Source organism: Streptomyces sp. NPDC088794 (genome assembly GCF_044750545.1).
GTDB lineage: Bacteria > Actinomycetota > Actinomycetes > Streptomycetales > Streptomycetaceae > Streptomyces.
This window is the reverse complement of sequence record NZ_JBIVKB010000015.1, coordinates 1-20,943: the sequence shown is the minus strand read 5'-3', so window position 1 is coordinate 20,943 and position 20,943 is coordinate 1. Positions and strand designations below refer to the sequence as shown.

Below are 20,943 nucleotides of genomic sequence, written 5' to 3'. Positions count from 1 at the left end.
CACTTGGACAGTGCTCCGGAAATCATTTCCCGCACCCTTTGACTGCGAGCCCAATGCCCTTTGCGTGCGCCGCAAATCGTGGCGCGCGACATCGGTTTGTCCAACCTTGTGTGCCCTGTGACCCGCGACTATCTTGAGCGAGTCCAGGCAGGCCCCAATTGATTGGGAGTGGTCATGGCAAACCCGTTCGACAATGAGGACGGATCGTTCTTCGTGCTGGTGAACGACGAGAACCAGCATTCCCTCTGGCCCGCCTTCGCCGAAGTGCCGAACGGCTGGCGGGTGGTGTTCGGTGAGAGTCCGCGGAAGGACTGCATCGATTACGTCGAGAAGAACTGGACGGACCTGCGTCCCCAAAGTCTCATCGACGCCATGAACAAGGACGCCGCGAACAAGCAGGACGTCGCGGACAAGCAGAGCACCGCGAACACCCAGGACGTCGAGTCCGCTCAAGCCGCCCGTTGACGGCGCGGAACAAGAGGAGATTCCCGTGGCCATGATCGGCGGCTCCGGGCCGGTGACTTTCGGCGGAGTGGGGCCGGACCCGTCCGGAGCCAAACAACGCGTCAAACCCGGCACGGCCAAACGCATTCTGCCCTACACTCGGCCGTACCGGTTCAGCATCGGTCTGCTCCTGGTCATCACGACCCTGAACGCCGCCATCACCGTGGCTCCCCCCGTGATGTTCAAGTACCTCATCGACGACGGCATCGCCAAGCGAGACACCTCTCTGGTGATGTGGCTCGCGGTCGCGATCGGGGCGCTCGCGGTGGTCGGACTGGTCGTGGGCTGGGCGGAGACCTGGTACTCGGCCCGGGTCAGCGAGGGCCTCATCTACGAACTGCGCACCGAGGTCTTCGACCATGTGCAGCGCCAGCCGCTGGCGTTCTTCACCCGGGCCCAGACCGGCGCCCTGGTCAGCCGGCTCAACACCGACGTCGTCGGAGCCCAACGAGCCCTGACCACCCTGCTGTCGACCGTCGTCTCCGCCGGACTGACCCTGGCGTTCGTCCTGGTGACGATGTTCCTGCTGTCCTGGAAGATCACCCTGATCGGCCTGGTGATCGTCCCGCTGTTCATCCTCCCCGGCAAGATCATCGGGCGCAGGCTGCAGCGCCTCATGCGAGCCCACATGCAGGTCAACGCCGAGATGGGCTCGTTGATGAACGAGCGGTTCAACGTGACCGGGGCCCTGCTGGCCAAGCTCTACGGCCGCCCCGCCACCGAGGCCGGCCTCTACGCGGAGCAGGCGGGGCGGGGCCGTGACCTCGGCATCCAGACCGCGGTCCACGGCAAGATGCTCTTCCTGTCGATGATGCTCCTGGGCTCACTGGCCACGGCAGCGGTCTACGGCGTAGGCGGAAAGCTCGTCATCGAAGGGTCCTTCTACATCGGCACCCTCGTGGCCCTCGCGACGCTACTCACCCGCCTGATGACCCCGATCACCCAACTCTCCAACGCCCAGGCCGACGTGATGACCGCTCTGGTCAGCTTCGACCGGCTGTTCGAGGTCCTCGACCTCGAGCCGCTCATCTCCGAGAAGCCGGGAGCCAAGGCACTGCCCGCCTTCGGCAGCGCCAGCGACAACGGCAATGGCGTCGGCACCGCACCGGACATCGAGTTCGAGGACGTCTCCTTCCGCTATCCCCGTGCCCGCGAGGTCTCCCTCGCCTCGCTGGAGTCGATCGCCCTGCCCTCGCCGGAACGCGTGGACGACTCCTGGACCCTGCGGAACCTCAGCTTCACCGTGCCCGCCGGCAAGCTCACCGCGCTGGTCGGACCCTCCGGCGCGGGCAAGACCACGATCACGCACCTGGTACCGCGCCTGTACGACCCCGTCGAAGGGACCGTCCGCATCGGCGGCCAGGACCTGCGCGACCTCACCCTGGCATCGCTGCACGAGACCGTCGCCATGGTCACCCAGGACGCGCACCTGTTCCACATGACCATCCGCCAGAACCTGCTCTACGCCCGCCCCGACGCCACCGAGGCGATGCTCGTCGAGGCATGCCGGGCCGCACAGATCTGGGAACTGATCCAGGCACTGCCCGACGGATTCGACACCGTCGTCGGCGACCGCGGATACCGCCTCTCCGGCGGCGAGAAGCAGCGCATGGCGATGGCCAGGCTGCTGCTCAAGGCCCCGCCGGTCGTCGTCCTGGACGAGGCCACCGCGCACCTCGACTCGGAGTCGGAGGCCGCCCTGCAACGGGCTCTGAAGACCGCGCTCATCGGCCGGACCTCCCTGGTCATCGCCCACCGGCTCTCCACGATCCGCGACGCCGACCAGATCCTCGTCATCGACAAGGGCCGGGTCCAGGAGCAGGGCAACCACGAGGAACTCCTGGAGCGCGGCGGACTCTACGCGGAGCTCTACCGCACCCAGTTCGCGGGCCACGGACGCACCAACGGGCACGCCAAGCCGGTCCCGCAGCCGGCGGTCGGGCCGCAGTCCTTCGGCGGCGGAGGCGGCGACCCCCTCCCGCCCCTCCCGCCCCCGGGGTCCGGCCCGGCCCCGATGATCCTCGGCGGGCCACCCCCGGCGCAGCGGTGACCCCAGCGGCACCGGCAACCCTGCCGCGCCCGCCCGCAGGAACCGTGTCCGGAACGCGCCCGTCGCGTTCCGGACACGGTGTCGTGACCCGGCCCTTGCTTCCCCTACGGTCCGTTCACGGCAGGAAAAGCCGGCCCACCGCACCGGCCCCGGCAGTACGCTGAACGACGTACGGGCCGGCCACACACACGGACGTGGCCACGCACACAGGACCACACAGGGACGACTGTGTGGGTACGACCGCGCAGACCACGTGGATACGACCACGCAGACACGACACGCGGACGCTGTGACCGGGGTGTGACCACGGTCCGGGCAGGCTGACCGGCATGAACAGCCTGTCCCGCCCGGCTCTCCGGTCATGAAGTGCCGCGCCGGGGGTGAAGAGTTGAGGGTTCTCGTCGTCGAAGACCATGCCGAACTCGCGGAATCGGTGGCACGCGTGCTGCGTCGCGAAGGGATGGCGGTCGACGTCTCCTACGACGGAGCCGACGCACTGGAGCGCGCGACGGTCGTCGACTACGACGTCGTCGTACTGGACCGGGACCTCCCGAAAGTCCACGGCGACGCGGTGTGCGGCGTGCTCGTGGAACAGGAGCACCGGGCCCGCGTCCTGATGCTGACGGCGTCCGCCACGATCGCCGACCGGGTGGAGGGCCTCACCCGCGGCGCGGACGACTACCTGCCCAAGCCCTTCGCCTACGCCGAGTTGGTCGCGCGGATCCGCGCCGTCGCCCGGCGCCCCGAGCAGGCACTGCCTCCCGTCCTGGTCCACGGCGACCTGCGGCTGGATCCGGCCCGCCGGGTGGCCACCCGCGCGGGCAGCCAACTGCGGCTCACGCCCAAGGAGTTCGCGGTGCTCGAATGCCTGCTGGCCGCACAGGGCCGACCCGTCTCGGCGGAGGAACTCCTCGAACGCGTCTGGGACGAAGCCGCGGACCCCTTCACCAACACCGTCAAGACCACCGTGAACCGGCTGCGGCCGAAGCTCGGGTCACCGCCCCTGATCGAGACCGTCCCCCGCGGCGGCTACCGGATCTGAGATGCCGATGCGCCTGCCCAGCCCACTCCGTCCGATCACCGCAGGCGTCCCGGCACGCCTCCTGCCCCGACGCGTCCGCATGCGTCTGACGGTGCTGTTCGGCCTGCTCTTCGTCGCTTCCGGCGCCGTCCTGCTCGCCATCACCTACTTCCTCGTCTCCCGCCGCAAGGGCAACATCACCATCTTCAACCAGGGCGTCGGCGGGCTGCCCATGCCCGACGGCGGCAGGGGCGGCATGGAGGTCATGCCCGGCCAGTCACCTCCCCCCTGGGCCGAGGGTGTCGCCCGGGAACTGCGCGAACAGGCGGTACGGCAGCACGCGTTGGAGATGCACCACCTCCTGGTGCAGTCCGGTATCTCCCTGGCGATGATGGTCGGCATCTCCATCGTGCTCAGCTGGCTCGTGGCCGGCCGTATCGTGCGGCCCCTGCGCACGATGACCTCCACGATCCGGCAGATCTCCGCGCGCAACGTCCACGAACGCCTCGACGCCAAGGGTCCCTCCGACGAACTCAAGGACCTCGCCGACACCGTCGACGGGCTCCTGGGCCGGCTCCAGACGGCTCTGGAGTCCCACAAACGCTTCGTCGCCAACGCGGCTCACGAACTGCGCACCCCGCTCACCCTGGAACACGCGCTGCTCGAAGAAGCCCTCATGGACGACGACACCGACACCTTCCGGACCACCTTCGACCGCCTGCTCGTCATCAGCAGGCAGCAGGCCCGGCTGCTGGAGTCACTGCTCACCCTCGCCAGCAGCGAACGCGGTGTGGAACACCCCGAACCACTGGACCTGGCCGCACTCGCCGAGGACGTCCTGCTGTCCTTCGACGCGGAGATCGACCGGCGCGGGCTGACACTGGAGACCGACATCCGGCCGACCGGCATCTCCGGGGACCCCGCCCTCATCCAGCGCCTGGTCGCCAACCTCCTCGACAACGCCATCGACTACAACGTGCCCGTCGGCCGCGTCGAGATCGCCACCGGCACCGACCCCACCGGCCGCCCCTTCGTCTCCGTCTCCAACTCCGGCAACGACATCCCGCCCGAACAGGTCGACCGGCTCCTGGAACCCTTCCAACGCCTCGCCCGCACCCCGGACGACGGCCATCACGGCCTCGGCCTCTCCATAGTCCGCGCCATCGTCGCCGCCCACGGAGCCGAACTCGTCGCCCGCGCCCGCCCCGGAGGCGGCCTGGTCATGGAGACGTACTTCCCGGGACGCGTACCAGCCCCGCCGACCGGCATCGGCCAACACCCGGTCCGCAAAGTGGTCGCCCGCCTCTAGGAGACCTGAACCGGAGAATCCCTTTCCGGCATACGCGCCCGGCCCGCGAACCCTCGCGGACCGGGCGCTTTCTCATGTGTCCAACTGAGTAAAACAGCTTGTTGGACACACTCCTCCGTCCCGAATCCGCACACACTGTCGCCAATCAAATGTCCGTGAGAGCATGAACGCGGGCTGGATCATGCCCGTTGTCGATACCCGATATCGATTGCTCATCCGCGAAACACGAATCGCGCCCTGCTCGGATTTTCAGGCCCGGGGGAATGATGAACGGTCAGGCTGATTACGAACTGCCTCTCTTCGATTCTCAAGAGGGAATTCTGCTGGCGCAGCGCATGGAAGAATCGCGCCGGCTCTACAACGTCGGCCAGTACGTCGAAATCGCCGGGGCCGTGGATCCGCATCTCTTCGAACGCTCCGTGCGGCAGGCCGTCGCCGAGGCGGAGATCCTGCGCGTGAAACTCGTGACGGACGGCGATCGGGTCACCCAACGGTTCAATGCCGAACCGCAAACACGGGCGGGACACGAGCCGCTGCACCAAGAGGCCCTGCGCCACGTGGATCTCAGTGCGGAAAGCGCCCCCGACGAAGCCGCCGAAGCGTGGATACGCGCCGAACTGCACCAGGTCGGCGACCCCACCGAGAGCCGGCTCTTCTCCCACACCCTCCTCCGCCTCGCCCCCGAGCGGTACGGCTGGTTCCAGCGCTACAACCACCTCCTCATGGACGCCTACGGCTGCTCCCTGATCGGCCGCCGCGTGGCGAAGATCTACACGGCCCTCCTGACCGGCCACACCTGCCCGCCCCCCAGCCACGCCCCCCTCCGCGAACTGCGCCGCCAGGAATCCGCGTACCGCGCCTCCGAGGAGTACCGCGGCGATCTCCGCTACTGGACCGACCACTTCGCCGACCGGCCCGAACCCGCGAGCATCCCCGGACGGCGCTCCGACGGCTCCGACGGAGTGCTGCGACAGACCGGCCACCTCCCTCCCGCCGCCGTCGAGGCGCTGCACCGGGCGGCCGCTCTCACCGACGTCAGCTGGCCACGCCTCGTCGTGGCGGCGGTGGCCGCCTTCACGAGCCGACTCGCCGACACCGACGAGGCGCTCCTCAGCCTCCCGGTGTCCGTCCGCACCACCGCGCAGGCCCGACGGACCCCGGTGACGACGGCCAACGTGCTCCCGTTGCGCCTGCCCGTGACCGCCGACACGACGTTCGCGGAACTCGCCCGCCGTGCCGAGCGGGAGGTCGACGGAGCCGTCGAGCACCAGCGCTTCCGCGGCGAGTGGCTCCGCCGCAGCGCCGGCTGGCCCACGGGCAGCCGTTGGCAGTTCGGCCCCTACGTCAACATCATGCCGATCGGCGAGACCCTCCGCTTCGGCGAGCACCGCGGTGTCGTGCACGAGCGGTCCAGCCGACGCGTGGAGGAGTTCGGCGTCCTGGTCAGCGGCTGGTCGGACGCCGAGGGAATGCGCGTCACCTTCGAGGCCAACTCGTCCCTCTACGACGCCCAGTGGCTCCGCTCCGCCCACGCCTCGTTCCTGCATTTCCTCGAGCGCGTCGTGGCGGACCCGTCATCGCCGGTGGGCCGGGTCGAGACGTTGGCGGAGCGTGAACGCGAGCTGGTGGTGGGGGAGTTCAACGACACGTGGCAATCCGTGGTCGGTGACTCGCTGCTGGATCTGTTTGGTTCTCGTGTGCGGGCGATGCCTGGGGCGGTGGCGGTTCGTTGCGGCAACGAGGTGTTGTCGTATGCGGAGTTGGATGAGCGGTCGGATCGGCTGGCGCGGTTCTTGGTGGGTGCGGGGGTGGGCCGTGAGCGGGTGGTGGGTCTGTGCCTGCCGCGTGGTGTGGACATGGTGGTTGGTGAGTTGGCGGTGTGGAAGGCGGGTGGTGCCTTCGTGCCGCTGGATGCTGGCTATCCCGCGGACCGGTTGCGGTTCATGGTGGAGGACAGTGGTGCGGGTGTGGTGCTGGCCACGGCCGAGATCCTCGCCCGGGTGCCGGCCGGGCCGGCCCGTGTTGTTCTGCTTGAAGAGGTGCCTGAGGCACCCCGTGCGAGTGCGCTGCCGGGTGTGACGGATCCGGGTCAACTGGCCTATGTCATCTATACGTCGGGCTCGATGGGTCGTCCCAAGGGTGTGGCGGTCGCTCATCGTGGTGTGGTGAACCTCGTCCAGGCGATGGCGCCCGCCCTGGGCGCGGGTCCTGGTGTGGTGACGTTGCAGTTCGCGTCGTTCAGTTTTGATGCGGCGATTCTGGATGTGGCCGTCGTGCTGGGTTCGGGTGGCACGCTGGCGATCGCCACCAGCGAGGAGCGGTCGGAGCCTGGTGCGTTGGCCGGGATGATCGCCGCGCACGGGGTGAGCACGGCCAGTGTCGTGCCGTCCCTGCTGGGAGTCCTCGACCCCGAGCAGGTCTCCGGCATGAAGACCTGGGTGCTGGGTGCGGAGCGCCTCAGTGCCGATCTGGCCGCCAAGTGGGCGCCCACGGCGAAGATTTGGAACACCTATGGCCCCACCGAGGCCACGGTCATGGTCACGGCCGGTGCAGTGGCCGGGACCCTCACGTCTTCCGCTGAGGCACCGGCTATCGGTCGTCCGTTGTCCAACTCCCGTGTGTTCGTGCTGGATTCCTTCCTGCGCCCGGTGCCGCCGGGGATCACGGGTGAGGTGTATGTGACGGGTGCGGGTCTGGCCCGCGGTTATATCGCGCGTGCCGATCTGACGTCGGAGCGGTTTGTGGCCTGCCCGTTCGCGGACGGCGGGCGCATGTATCGCTCGGGGGATCTGGCCCGCTGGAACGCCGACGGTGAGCTGTCGTTCATCGGCCGCGCGGATGCGCAGGTGAAGGTGCGGGGTTTCCGTATCGAACTCGGCGAGATCGAGGCCGTGTTGACCGCGCACCCGTCCGTTGCCCAAGCCGCGGTCGTCGCACGTGAGGACGGCCCCGGCGACAAACAACTCGTCGCGTATGTGGTCGAGGTCGGCGGTGCAGTGCCGTCCGGCGGGGATCTGCGGGCGTTCGCCGCCCAGCGGTTGCCCGACTACATGGTGCCGGCGGCCTTCGTGTCGTTGGACGCACTGCCCCTCACCGTCAACGGCAAGGTCGACCGGGCCGCCCTGCCCGCTCCCGATCGCGGTGAGGGAGGTGCCGTCGGTCGTGCGCCGCAGGGTGTGGTCGAGGAACTGCTCTGCGCGCTGTTCGCCGAGATCCTCGGGCTGGAGCGGGTGGGTGCGGACGACGGGTTCTTCGAGTTGGGTGGGGACTCGATCATGTCGATGATGCTGGTGTCGGCGGCTCAGCGGGCCGGGGTGGCCATCACCGCCCGGCAGGTGTTCGAGCGCCGTACGCCGACGTCTCTGGCCGCCATTGCCGTCCTCGCGCCGGACGTGCACGTGGGCGGCGGGGACCCCGGTGTGGGCGAGATACCGCTGACCCCGGTCATGCGGGAACTGATCGACCGGGTCGGCCTCGACCGGCTGAGCGGGGTCGTGCAGTCCGGCGCGGTGTCCACTCCGCCCGGCCTGCGGTACGACACGCTGGTCCGCGCGGTCCAGGCGATGGTGGACCACCACGACGTACTCCGTGCCCGGCTGGAGACCGATCCGCAGCGGCTGGTCGTGGTCGAACCGGGCGCGGTGTCGGCCGCTGAGTGGGTGCGCCGTGTCGAAGCGACACCTGCCGACCTGACGTACCTGATGGCAAGTCAGATACGAAAGGCCGTAAGCCGGTTGGACCCGCTCTCCGGAACCGTCGCGCAGGTGGTGTGGCTCGACTGCGGGCCGGATGCTCCCGGGCGCCTGCTGCTGACCGCGCACCATCTCGTGGTGGACTCCGTGTCCTGGCGTGTGCTGCTGCCCGATCTCGCCCATGCCTACGCGGAGTTGGCGGCCGGACGCGAGCCCGTGCCGACACCGGTGCCCACGTCGTTCCGGCACTGGGCGCGCCGGCTGACGGAACAGGCCGCTGGGGAGGCCCGGTCGGCGGAACTGTCGGAGTGGACGCGGCTGCTCGGCACGGCGGAGCCGCTCCTCACCGAGCGGCCCGTCGACCCCGGCCGCGATCTCGTCAACACCGTACGGCGGGTCTCCGCGACCGTGCCGGCCGAGGTGACGACCGCGCTGCTGACCGCCGTACCGACCGCCTTCCACACCGGCGTCGACGACGTGCTGCTGACCGCGTTGGGCGCGGCCGTCGCCGAGTGGCGTGGTGCGCCGGAGGACGGCGGACTGCTGGTGGACGTCGAGGGCCACGGGCGGGAGCCGCTGACCGAGGGGATGGATCTGTCGCGCACGGTCGGATGGTTCACCGGTGTGCATCCGATCCGGCTCGACCTCGGCACGACCGATCCGGCCGAGCTGCGGTCGGGCGGTCCGGCGGCCGGACGGGCGCTCAAGCGGGTCAAGGAGCAGCTGCGGGCGATACCCGGCGACGGCCTCGGCCACGGCCTGCTCCGGTACGTCAACCCCGAGACCGCGGCCGTACTGGCGGAGCTGCCGTCGGCCCAGATCGGCTTCAACTACCTGGGCCGTTCCACAGCAGCCACGCAGACCGACACGGGAACACCCGCACAGGCACAGGCGTCCTCCGTTGCGACCGCCTGGACGCCGACCGGTGAAATCGCGCTCACCGCGGGTTCCGACGGGGAGTTTCCCGTGATGCACGCGGTCGAGGCGCTCGGCGAGGTGCACGACCGCGCCGACGGGCCCGAACTCACTCTCACCGTCGCCGCGCCGGGACGGCTGCTCGACGAAGCGGCGGCACGCGCCCTGGCGGACGGCTGGGCGGCGATGCTGGCCGGTCTGGCCGCGCATGTGACCCGCTCCGGCGGCGGTGGCCGTACCCCGTCCGACTTCCCGCTGGTCGCACTCGGGCAGCATCAGGTCGAGGCGCTGGAGTCCGACGTCGAAGGGCTCACCGACGTCTGGCCGCTCGCGCCGCTTCAAGAGGGCCTGCTGTTCCATGCCCTGTACGACGAGCAGGCCGCGGACGTCTACGTCGAGCAGATGGTCCTCGGGCTCGACGGCCCACTGGACGCCGAGGTCCTGCGGGCCTCCTGGCAGGTCCTGCTGGGCCGGCACCCGAGCCTGCGGGCCGGATTCCGGCAGGTCGCCGGGTTGGAGCGCCCGGTGCGGGTCGTGGTGGACGAGGCCGTGCTGCCCTGGCGACAGGAGGACCTCTCCGGACGGGACGAGGCCGACGCCTGGGCGGAGTCGGAGCGTCTCGCGATCGAGGAACGTGCCCGCCGCTTCGACGTGACACGGCCGCCGCTGCTGAAGGTGCTCCTGGTCAGAACGGGACTCGACCGCCACCGCATGCTGGTGACGCTGCATCACCTGGTGCTCGACGGCTGGTCCCTGCCCGTGCTGCGCCGGGAGCTGTGGGCCTGCTACGCGGCGGGCGGCAGCGCGGCGGACCTGCCCGCGGTGACCTCCGAGCGGACCTATCTGTCCTGGCTGGCCGGGCAGGACGAGGAGGCGGCCCGGGAGGCATGGCGCGCGGAACTGGCCGGACTCGAGGAGCCCACCCGGATCGCACCCGCGGACCGCGACCCGGGTGCCACGTCCGAGACCGTGTCCCGCAAGGCCTCGTACCGCCTCGTCGCATCCCTCGGCGAGTTGACCCGTGGCCGGGGCGTGACGCTGAACACCGTCGTCCAGACCGCGTGGGCTCTGGTGGTCGGCCAGTTGACCGGCCGCGACGACGTGGTCTTCGGCGCCTCCGTGGCGGGCCGGCCCGCCGACCTGCCGGGCATGCAGACCATGCTCGGCCTGTTCATCAACACCGTCCCGGTACGCGTGCGCCTCGACCCGCGACACACCGTCGCCGACACCCTTGCCGCCCTCCAGGCGCACCAGTCGGCCCTGCTCGACCACCAGACTCTCCGCCTCAGCGAGATCCACCGCCTCGCCGGACCGGGCGCCGTCTTCGACACGCTGCTGGCCTTCGAGAACTACCCCTCCCGCATGAACCCCACCACGGCCACGGGCACCGACGGACAGGCCCCCGACGGCGTGTCCCTCACCGAGGCCTGGATGCGCGAGTCGGTCAACTACCCGCTCGGCCTGGTGGTGGACCCGCTCGACGGACTCCGCGCACGCCTCACCTACTGGACGGACGTCCTCGACCACCCCGGCGCGACCGCCCTGCTCGACCGCTTCCTGCACGCTCTGGAACAACTCGCCGCCCACCCGGACGCACCCGTCGGCCGCCTCACGCTCATGGACGACGACGAACGGCACACGCTCACCGGGGAGTTGAACACCACGGCCCGGCCGGTCCCCTCGGACTCCCTGCCGGAGCTGTTCCGCGCGCGAGCGGCGGAAACCCCGGACGCGGTGGCCGTGACCGGCACCGACCGCGACTGGACGTACGCGGAACTCGCCACGACGGCACAGCGGGTGGCCCGCGGACTCACCGCGCGAGGGGTGCGCCGCGGCGACCTGGTCGGGGTGGCACTGGAGCGCTCACCCGCCTTCATGGCCGTGGTGCTGGGCATCCTTGAGGCGGGGGCGGCCTACGTACCCGTGGACCCGGACTGGCCGGAGCAGCGCCTGCGGCTGATGCTCCGGGACACGGTCCTGACCGTGACGGAGACGGACCCGGCGGACGCGTACACCCACGCGGACGTGGACTTCGTACCGGCCGCAACGCTGCTCACGGAAACCGACACGATCACCCGAACCGGAACCGGTGACATACGCCTGACGGCTCAGGACGCGGCGTACGTGATGTACACGTCCGGATCGACCGGCGTTCCCAAGGGAGTTGTGGTCACGCACGGCGATGTGGTGGCCCTCGCACACGACCGCCGATTCGCCCACGGGCACGAGACCGTCCTGATCCATTCCGCGCAGACCTTCGACGCCTCCACATACGAACTGTGGATACCCGTCCTCAACGGCGGACGCGCGGTGATCGCCCCGCCCGGCGTCCTCACCCCGGCGCTCGCACGCGAGTGGATCGACCGGTACGGGATCACCGCGATGTGGCTCACCGCCGCCCTGTTCCACCTGTTCGCCCAGGACGATCCCGGCTGCTTGCGAGGGCTGCGCGAGGTGTGGACCGGAGGAGACGCCGTGCGGTCCGACGCGGTCCGACGGGTGCGCGAGGCCTGCCCCGATCTGGCCGTCGTGGACGGCTACGGCCCCACCGAGACCACGACCTTCGCCACCTCCCACCGCCTGGACCCGATGGCACCGGTGCCGCCGGCCATGCCCATCGGACGTCCGCTGGACAACATGCGCGCCTTCGTCCTGGACACCTTCCTGCGACCGGTTCCCGCCGGTGTGCCCGGGGAGTTGTACGTCGCCGGCGCGGGGGTCGCGCGCGGCTACCTGGGGCGCGGGGTGCTGACCGCGGAACGCTATGTGGCCTGCCCGTTCGTCCCCGGCGAGCGCATGTACCGCACCGGAGACCAGGTGCGCCGGACCACCGGCGGCGAGCTGGTCTTCGTCGGCCGGGCGGACGCGCAGGTGAAGGTGCGCGGCTTCCGGGTGGAACTCGGCGAGGTGGAAGCGGTGTTGACCGCTCATCCGTCCGTGGGCCAGGCCGTGGTCGTGGCCTGGGAGGACCGGCCCGGAGAGAAGCGGCTCGTCGGCTACCTGGTCCCCGAGGACCCGGACATCGAGCCGGCGGAGGTACGTGGATATGCGGCCCAAGCCCTGCCGGAGTACATGGTCCCGGCGCTGCTGGTCGTCCTGGACGCCTTGCCGCTGACCGTGAACGGGAAGGTGGACCGCGCGGCTCTGCCCGTGCCGGACTTCGCGAGCCAGGTGTCCGGGCGGACGCCGGTGGGCCCCGTCGAGGACCTGCTGTCCGGCCTGTTCGCCGAGATCCTCGGGCTGGAGCGGGTGGGCGCCGACGACGGGTTCTTCGAGTTGGGCGGCGACTCGATCATGTCGATGCAGCTGGCGTCGAGGGCACGCCGCGCGGGTCTGGTCATCACACCCCGGCAGGTCTTCGAGGAGAAGACCGTCGAGCGGCTGGCGACCGTCGCGGAGTCTCTCACCACTGGTGACGGTGAGCCCACGGGAGACGCAGGTGTGGGCGAGGTGCCCTGGACGCCTGTCATGCGCGCCCTGGGCGAACGGATCGTCGGACCGCACTTCACCCAGTGGGTGGTGGCCGGTGCACCGGCGGACCTGGACCTGTCGGTGCTGGGCCGGGCTGTGGGTGCGGTGGTCGACGGTCACGGCATGTTGCGGGCGCGGGTGGCCGGCGATGACTTGAAGCTGCTGGTAGGTGAGCCGGGTTCGGTGGATGCGGCGGGCTTGATCACTCGGGTTGATGCGGCTGCTGCTGAGGATCTGGACGCGGTGGCGGGGCGTGTCGCTCGTGAGGCGGTGGGGCGGCTGGATCCCGCGGCCGGGGTCATGGTTCAGGTGGTGTGGGTGGATGCCGGTGCTGGTCGGGTGGGTCGACTGGTGTTGGTGGTGCACCACTTGGCGGTGGACGGAGTCTCGTGGCGGATTCTGCTGCCGGATCTGGAGGGCGCGTACGAGGCTCTGGTGGCAGGGCGTGAGGTGGTGCTCGATCCGGTGGGGACGTCGTTCCGCCGCTGGGCCGGGGCACTCGCCGAGCAGGCCGTCAGCCCCGAGCGGGTCGCCGAACTCGACGGCTGGTTGCGGGTGTTGGGCGAAGAGCGCCCGGCACTGGGCCGTCGGTCGCTGGATCCGGTGGTGGATGTGGCCGGCACGTTGCGGCGCCGGGAGTGGGTGGTGCCCGCCGACACGGCGGCGACGTTGGTGGGCCGGACTCCAGTGGCGTTCCACTGCGGTGTGCACGAGGTGTTGCTGTCGACGCTGGCCGGGGCGGTGGGCCGGTGGCGACCGGAGGCCGCGGACCTGCTGGTGGATGTGGAAGGACATGGCCGCGAGCCGGTCGGGAGTCTCGATCTGTCGCGCACGGTGGGGTGGTTCACGAAGATCCATCCTGTACGGCTCGACGTCACAGGAGTCGATCTGGCGGACGCCGCCGCGGGAGGCCTCGCGGCCGGCAACCTGGTGAAGGCGGTCAAGGAGCAGTCTCGCGCCGTTCCCGGCGACGGACTCGGGTTCGGCCTGCTCCGTCACCTCAACCCGGAGACGGCGGCTGTCCTGGCCGACGCACCGGCTCCGCAGATCGGCTTCAACTACCTGGGCCGATTCACGGCCGGCACCGGCACCGACAGGGAGTCGGTGGGGGCGTGGGAGATGGCGGGAGAGACGGCTGTCGCCGGTTCCTCCAATCCCGACATGCCGGTCGCCCACGTACTGGAGGTACGGGCCGTCGTACGCGACACCGCCGATGGTCCCGAGCTGACCCTGACGCTGAGTTGGCCGGTAGGAGTCCTGTCCGACGTCGAGGCGGCGGCACTGGGTGAGACCTGGGTGCGGATGCTGACGGGCTTGGCCGCACACTCCGAGGCCGCCGGTGCGGGTGGTCATACGCCGTCGGACTTCCCGTTGGTGGAGGTTTCGCAGGTGGGTGTGGCGGAGCTTGAGGCTGCGGTTTCGGACTTGGTGGATGTGTGGCCGTTGTCGCCGTTGCAGGAGGGGCTGCTGTTCCACGCTGCTTTTGATCAGGACGGTCCTGATGTGTATGAGGGGCAGCGTTCGCTGATTGTTGAAGGGCCTCTGGATGTGGCCCGGTTGCGGTCGGCGTGGGGGGTGGTGGTTGAGCGGCATCCGGTGTTGAGGGCGAGTTTTCATTCGGGTGTGGCGGTGTCGGGCGGCGCTGTCCAAGCGGTGTCGGGCCTGGCGGTAGTCCCCTGGACCGAGGCCGACGTCTCCATGCTGACCGAAACCGAAGCGACGGCCGAGATACGACGCCTGGCCGCCTTCGAGCAAGCCGAACACTTCGATCTGACCAGGCCGCCGATGCTCAGGCTGCTGCTGATCCGGGTCGCCCATGACCAGCACCGCCTGGTGATCACGAGTCATCACATCGTGCTGGATGGGTGGTCGTTGCCGGTGTTGGTGGGTGAGGTGTCGGCGGCGTATGCGGCGGGTGGCAGTGGGCGTGGGCTGCCTGCGGTGGGGTCGTATCGGGAGTATCTGGCGTGGCTGGCGGTGCAGGACAAGGGGGCCGCGCGGGTGGCGTGGCAGGAGGAGTTGGCGGGTGTCGACGGGCCGACGTTGGTGGTGTCGGCGGAGTCGGTGCGGTCGGTGGTGGTGCCGGAGCGGGTGCGGTTCTCGCTGGAGGAGGAGCTGTCGCGGGGGCTGGTGGAGGTGGCTCGGGCGCATGGTCTGACGGTGAACACGGTGGTGCAGGGTGCGTGGGCGTTGGTGCTTGCGCGACTGGCCGGGCGGGAGGACGTCGTCTTCGGGGCGACGGTCGCTGGTCGGCCTCCGGAGTTGCCGGGGGTGGAGTCGATGATCGGTCTGTTCATCAACACGCTGCCGGTGCGGGTGCGTTTGGACGGCGCTCAGTCCTTGCTCGATCTGCTGGCGGATCTTCAGGAGCGTCAGTCTGCGTTGATGTCGCATCAGCATGTGGGGTTGCAGGAGATCAATCAGTGGGTGGGTGAGGGGGCGTCCTTCGACACGTTGGTGGTGTACGAGAACTACCCGCGCGCCACCAGCGAGCCCTCGACCGGGCCTGATGCCATCACCATGCGGTCCGCCGGCATCCCGCTCGACGCGGGTCACTACCCCCTGAGCCTTGTCGTGGATCCGGGCCACTCACGTCTTCACGCCGAACTCGTCTACCGGCCGGATGTGTTGGGTCGGGCGCGGGCGGGTGAGGTGTTGGCGTCGTTCGTTGGGGTGTTGGAGCAGTTCGTCGCGGACTCGTCCCGGTTGGTGGGGCGGGTGGGTGTGGTGGGTGCGGCTGGTCGTGAGCTGGTGGTGGATGGATGGAACCGTACGGCAGTGCCGTGGGTGCCTGGGGTGTTGCCGGAGTTGTTTGCTGCTCGGGTGGCGGTGTCGCGGGATGCGGTGGCTGTGGTGGGTGGTAACGAGGTGTTGTCGTATGGGGAGTTGGAGGTGGAGGCGGCTCGGTTGGGTCGTTTGTTGGTGGGGTTGGGTGTGGGGCCTGAGTCTCGGGTGGGGGTGGTGGTGGAGCGGTCGGTGGCGATGGTGGTGTCGTTGCTGGGTGTGTCGATGGCGGGTGGTTGTTTTGTTCCGGTGGATGTGGGTTATCCGGCGGAGCGGGTGTCCTTTGTGTTGGGGGATGCGGATCCGTCGGTGGTGGTGTGCACGTCGGGGACGCGGGGTGTGGTGCCGGCGGGGTTCGCGGGTCGGGTGGTGGTGCTGGATGATCCGGCGGTGCAGGCCCAGTTGGCTGGTCTGCCCGGTGCTCCGGTTACTGATGGGGAGCGGTTGGCTGGGTTGCGGCCGGATCATGCGGCGTATGTGATCTATACGTCCGGTTCCACGGGGACTCCCAAGGGCGTCGTCGTCCCCCACGCCGGGCTGAGCAACCTCGTCGCGGACCGCGTCCGCCGCTACCGGATCGGGGCGGACAGCGGGGTGTTCCAGCTCGTCTCACCGAGCTTCGACGTCTCCATGGCCGACATCTGGCCCGTTCTGTGCGCCGGGGGTCGGCTCGTGCTCGCCCCGGAACGACTGCACGACACCTCCGGCGACGAACTGACCGACCTGATGCGCCACCACCGCGTCACCCACGTCGCCGCGACCCCCACCGTGCTCGCGCAGTTGCAGACAGAGCTACTGCCCGAACTGCGCTCCGTCGTCATCGGCGGCGAGCCCGGATCCGAAGACCTGCGGCGCCGTCTGTCGCGGGGGCGTGAGCTGGTCAACGAGTACGGCCTCACCGAGGCGACGGTCGCCTCGACCGTGAGCCGTCCACTGAGCGGAGCCGGGACACCGCCGATCGGCCGGCCCATCGACAACACCCGCGTGTACGTCCTTGACTCCTTCCTCCAGCCCGTACCGCCTGGTGTGGCAGGAGAGTTGTACATCGCGGGCGCCGGCCTCGCGCGTGGCTACCTGGAGCGGGCGGGGCTCACGGCGAACCGCTTCGTCGCCTCCCCGTTCACGCCGGGCGAGCGGATGTACCGCACCGGGGACGTGGTCCGCTGGACCGACGACGGTCAGTTGCTCTTCGTCGGCCGCGTGGACCACCAGGTCAAGGTCCGCGGTCACCGCATCGAACTGGGTGAGATCGAAGCCGCGCTCACCGACAGCCCCGGGGTCGCGCAAGCCGTTGCTCTCGTCCAGGAGGAACGACCGGGCCCGCGCCGCCTCATCGGCTACGTGGCCCGGAGCGGTCCGGAGCTGAACGGTGGTGCGGTGCGCGAGCACGTCGCGAAGACGTTGCCGGAGTACATGGTGCCGGCGGTGGTGGTCGTCCTGGACACCCTGCCGTTGACGTCGAACGGCAAGGTGGACCGGGCCGCGTTGCCCGCTCCCGACTTCGCGGAACGGGCCGTGGGGCGTGCGCCTGTGGGTGAGTTGGAGGAGTTGCTGTGCGTGCTGTTCGCCGAGTCCCTGGGGCTTGAGCGGGTCGGCGCGGACGACAGCTTCTTCGAGTTGGGCGGGGACTCGATCATGTCGATGCAGTTGGCGTCGCGTGCTCGTAAGGCCGGTCTGGTGGTCACTCCCCGGCAGATCTTCGAGGAGAAGACCGTCGAGCGGCTCGCGGAGACGATTGCCGCAACAGGCGCTCCCAGTAGTGCACTTGCAGCCGACGTGGGTGTGGGCGAGGTGCCCTGGACCCCCGTCATGCGGGTGCTCGGCGAGCGTGTGGTGGGCCCGGCGTTCGCACAGTGGATGGCCGTCGGGGCCCCGGCGGATCTGGACCTGGCGGTGCTGGGCCGGGCTGTGGGTGCGCTGCTGGACGGTCACGACATGTTGCGGGCCCGGGTGGTCGGGGACGAGTTGAAGCTGGTGGTGGGCGAGCCGGGTTCGGTGGATGCGGCGGGCTTGATTACCCGGGTTGATGCGGCTGCCGCCGAGGATCTGGACGCGGTGACGGGGCGTGCGGCCCGTGAGGCGGTGGGGCGGCTGGATCCTGCGGCCGGGGTCATGGTTCAGGTGGTGTGGGTGGATGCCGGTGCTGGTCGGGTGGGTCGACTGGTGTTGGTGGTGCACCACTTGGCGGTGGACGGAGTCTCGTGGCGGATTCTGCTGCCGGATCTGGAGGGCGCGTACGAGGCTCTGGTGGCAGGGCGTGAGGTGGTGCTCGATCCGGTGGGCACGTCGTTCCGCCGCTGGGCCGAGGTTCTCGCCGAGCAGGCCGTCAGCCCCGAGCGGGTTGCTGAACTCGACGGCTGGCTAAGGGCGTTGGGGCAAGCAGATCCCACCTTGGGCCATCGCCCGTTGGATCCGGCTGTAGACGTGGCCCGTACGTTGCGGCGCCGTGAGTGGGTGGTACCCGCCGGGCAGGCGGCGACGCTCGCAGGGCGTACGCCTGCGGCGTTCCACTGCGGTGTGCACGAGGTGTTGTTGTCGACGTTGGCCGGGGCGGTAGGCCGGTGGCGGCCGGATGCGGCAAGCGTTCTGGTGGATGTAGAGGGTCACGGTCGCGAGCCGGTCGGTGACGTGGATCTGTCACGGACGGTGGGCTGGTTCACGAGTGTGCAGCCGATACGGGTCGACGTGACCGGCATCGATCTGGCGGACGCGGCCGGAGGAGGTGCCGCGGCCGGCGACCTGGTGAAGGTGGTCAAGGAGCAGGTCCGTGCCGTGCCCGGTGACGGGATGGGCTACGAACTGCTGCGCCACCTCAACCCGGAGACGGAAGCCGTCCTTGGCGCCGCACCGCGGGCGCAGATCGGCTTCAACTACCTGGGTCGGTTTGCCGCGGCTTCGGCGGACGCGGGTCCGGCTCGGCCCTGGCAACTGGCGGGGGAGAGCGCGGTGGGCGGTTCCGCCGACCCCGACATGCCGGCGGCGTACACGCTGGGTGCCGGTGCCGTCATCCGCGACACCGCCCGGGGGCCGGAGCTGACTCTGAGCCTGAGCTGGCCGGAACGGATGCTCACCGAAGCCGAAGTGGAGGCGCTGGGCCGGGCCTGGGTGGACCTGCTCTCCGGCCTCGCCGCGCGGACGGACGTTCCTGCCGCCGGCGGGCACACCCCCTCCGACTTCGGCCTCCTGGACCTCGCGCAGGACGAGGTCGACGAGTTCGAAGCGATCGCCGCACACCTCGAAGGAGGGCTGTCCCAGTGACATCAACCCGTGGCACCCAAGGGTCGGCGCTCGCCGAGGTGTGGCCTCTCTCGCCGTTGCAGGAGGGGCTGCTGTTCCACGCCGGCTACGACGACCGAGGGCTGGACATCTACGGTGTGCAGTTCGTGCTGGCCGTCGACGGCCCTCTCGACACGGCGCGGTTCCGGGCGTCATGGGAGGCGTTGGTCAGGCGTCACGCGACTCTGCGGGCCGGCTTCCACCGCCGGGCCTCGGGCGAGCCGGTGCAGCTCATCATGCGCGAGGCCGCCCTGCCCTGGCACGAGGCGGACCTCTCCGGCCTGTCCGAGTCCGAGGCCGCGGCAAGGCTTGAGGAGCTCGCCGCATCGGAACGGGCCCGGCGACTCGACCTCGCCGTGCCCCCGCTGCTGCGCCTGGTCCTGATCAAGCTGGCCGACGAACGCCACCGCCTGATCATGACGACCCATCACATCCTCATGGACGGCTGGTCGATGCCCGTCCTGATGAGCGAACTGTCCGCGATCTACGCCGCCGACGGTGCCACCACCGGACTCGGACGAGCGCATTCGTACGGCGAGTACCTGGCTTGGCTCGACCACCAGGACAAGGAAGCCGCGCGGGCGGCCTGGCGCACGGAACTGGCCGGCACCGACGAGTCGACCCTCGTCGCCCCCTCCGATGCCACCCGGATCGCCGTACTGCCGGACGAGGTGACGGTCGACGTCGGCGCTCAAACCAGTTCTGCTGTCGGCGAGTTGGCACGCGCGCATGGTCTGACGGTGAACACGGTGGTGCAGGGTGCGTGGGCGTTGGTGTTGGCGCGGTTGGCGGGGCGGGAGGACGTCGTCTTCGGGGCGACGGTGGCCGGTCGGCCTCCGGAGTTGCCGGGTGTGGAGTCGATGATCGGCTTGTTCATCAACACGCTTCCAGTGCGGGTGCGGTTGGACGGCGCACGGTCGGTCCTGGAGACGCTGACCGACCTCCAGGATCGACAGACGCGGCTCATGTCCCACCAGCACCTGGGCCTGGCCGAGATCCAGAAACTCACGGGCGTCGGAAGCGTCTTCGACACCCTTGTGGTCTTCGAGAGCTACCCCCATGTGTCCGTCGACGCGCCAGGTCCGGAGTCTCTCTCCATCACGATTCTTGATGGACACCAGTCGACCAACTACCCGCTCACTCTCGGTGTTCTGCCCGGCGACTCTCTCCAGTTCCATGTCACGTATCGGCCGGATCTGTTCTCCCGGGCGGAGGCGGGTGCTGTGGGGCGGCGGTTGGTGCGGGTGTTGGAGCAGGTCGTCGCTGATCCTTCGGCGCGGGTTGCCTCCGTCGGGGTGACGGAGGTGAGCGAACTGGCGTCTGTGGTGGGGGAGTTCAACGACACGCGGCGACCCGTGGTCGGGGGTTCGCTGCTGGATCTGTTTGGTTCTCGTGTGCGGGCGACGCCTGGGGCGGTGGCGGTTCGTTGCGGCAACGAGGTGTTGTCGTATGCGGAGTTGGATGAGCGGTCGGATCGGCTGGCGCGGTTCCTGGTGGGTGCCGGGGTGGGCCGTGAGCGGGTGGTGGGTCTGTGCCTGCCGCGTGGTGTGGACATGGTGGTTGGTGAGTTGGCGGTGTGGAAGGCGGGTGGTGCCTTCGTGCCGCTGGATGCTGGCTATCCCGCGGACCGGTTGCGGTTCATGGTGGAGGACAGTGGTGCGGGTGTGGTGCTGGCCACGGCGGAGACTCTTGCCCGGGTGCCGGCCGGACCGGCCCGTGTCGTTCTGCTTGAAGAGGTGCCGGCTGAGACCGGGGACGAGGATCTCCCTGGAGTCGCAGAAGCCGGTCAACTGGCCTATGTCATCTACACGTCGGGCTCGACGGGCCGTCCCAAGGGTGTCGCGGTCGCCCATCGCGGTGTGGTGAACCTCGTCCAGGCGATGGCGCCCGCCCTGGGCGCGGGTCCTGGTGTGGCGACGCT

The 20,943-nt window shown here is 69.7% G+C and carries 5 protein-coding genes and 1 pseudogene; all 6 read left to right on the top strand.

The window, feature by feature from the left end:
• Window positions 1-174: 174 nt before the first annotated feature.
• A pseudogene (locus ACIP6U_RS34720) lies at window positions 175-381 on the top strand (MbtH family protein); the annotation flags it as partial.
• Between the two features lie 115 nt (window positions 382-496).
• Window positions 497-2,554 (top strand): ABC transporter ATP-binding protein, encoded by a 2,058-nt coding sequence (locus ACIP6U_RS34715; RefSeq protein ID WP_401726739.1) that lies wholly within the window; start codon window positions 497-499, stop codon window positions 2,552-2,554.
• 388 nt (window positions 2,555-2,942) lie between these two features.
• Window positions 2,943-3,596 (top strand): response regulator transcription factor, encoded by a 654-nt coding sequence (locus ACIP6U_RS34710; protein ID WP_401726206.1) that lies wholly within the window; start codon window positions 2,943-2,945, stop codon window positions 3,594-3,596.
• 79 nt (window positions 3,597-3,675) lie between these two features.
• Window positions 3,676-4,884 carry a sensor histidine kinase gene (locus ACIP6U_RS34705; protein WP_401726204.1) on the top strand — a complete coding sequence of 403 codons (1,209 nt, stop codon included), beginning with the start codon at window positions 3,676-3,678 and terminating at the stop codon, window positions 4,882-4,884.
• Window positions 4,885-5,147: 263 nt separating this feature from the next.
• Entirely contained in the window at window positions 5,148-19,004 is a 13,857-nt protein-coding gene (locus ACIP6U_RS34700; protein ID WP_401726203.1) for an amino acid adenylation domain-containing protein, read from the top strand.
• Window positions 19,001-20,943 (top strand): condensation domain-containing protein (locus ACIP6U_RS34695; protein WP_401726201.1); only part of this gene is annotated, 1,943 nt, incomplete at its 3' end. The genes ACIP6U_RS34700 and ACIP6U_RS34695, both read left to right, overlap by 4 nt.

Excerpts from the sequence above, each read along its gene's own strand:
- ACIP6U_RS34715 (WP_401726739.1), top strand. The coding sequence starts at position 497 with ATGATCGGCGGCTCCGGGCCGGTGACTTTCGGCGGAGTGGGGCCGGAC.
- ACIP6U_RS34705 (WP_401726204.1), top strand. The coding sequence starts at position 3,676 with ATGCGTCTGACGGTGCTGTTCGGCCTGCTCTTCGTCGCTTCCGGCGCC.
- ACIP6U_RS34700 (WP_401726203.1), top strand. The coding sequence starts at position 5,148 with ATGATGAACGGTCAGGCTGATTACGAACTGCCTCTCTTCGATTCTCAA.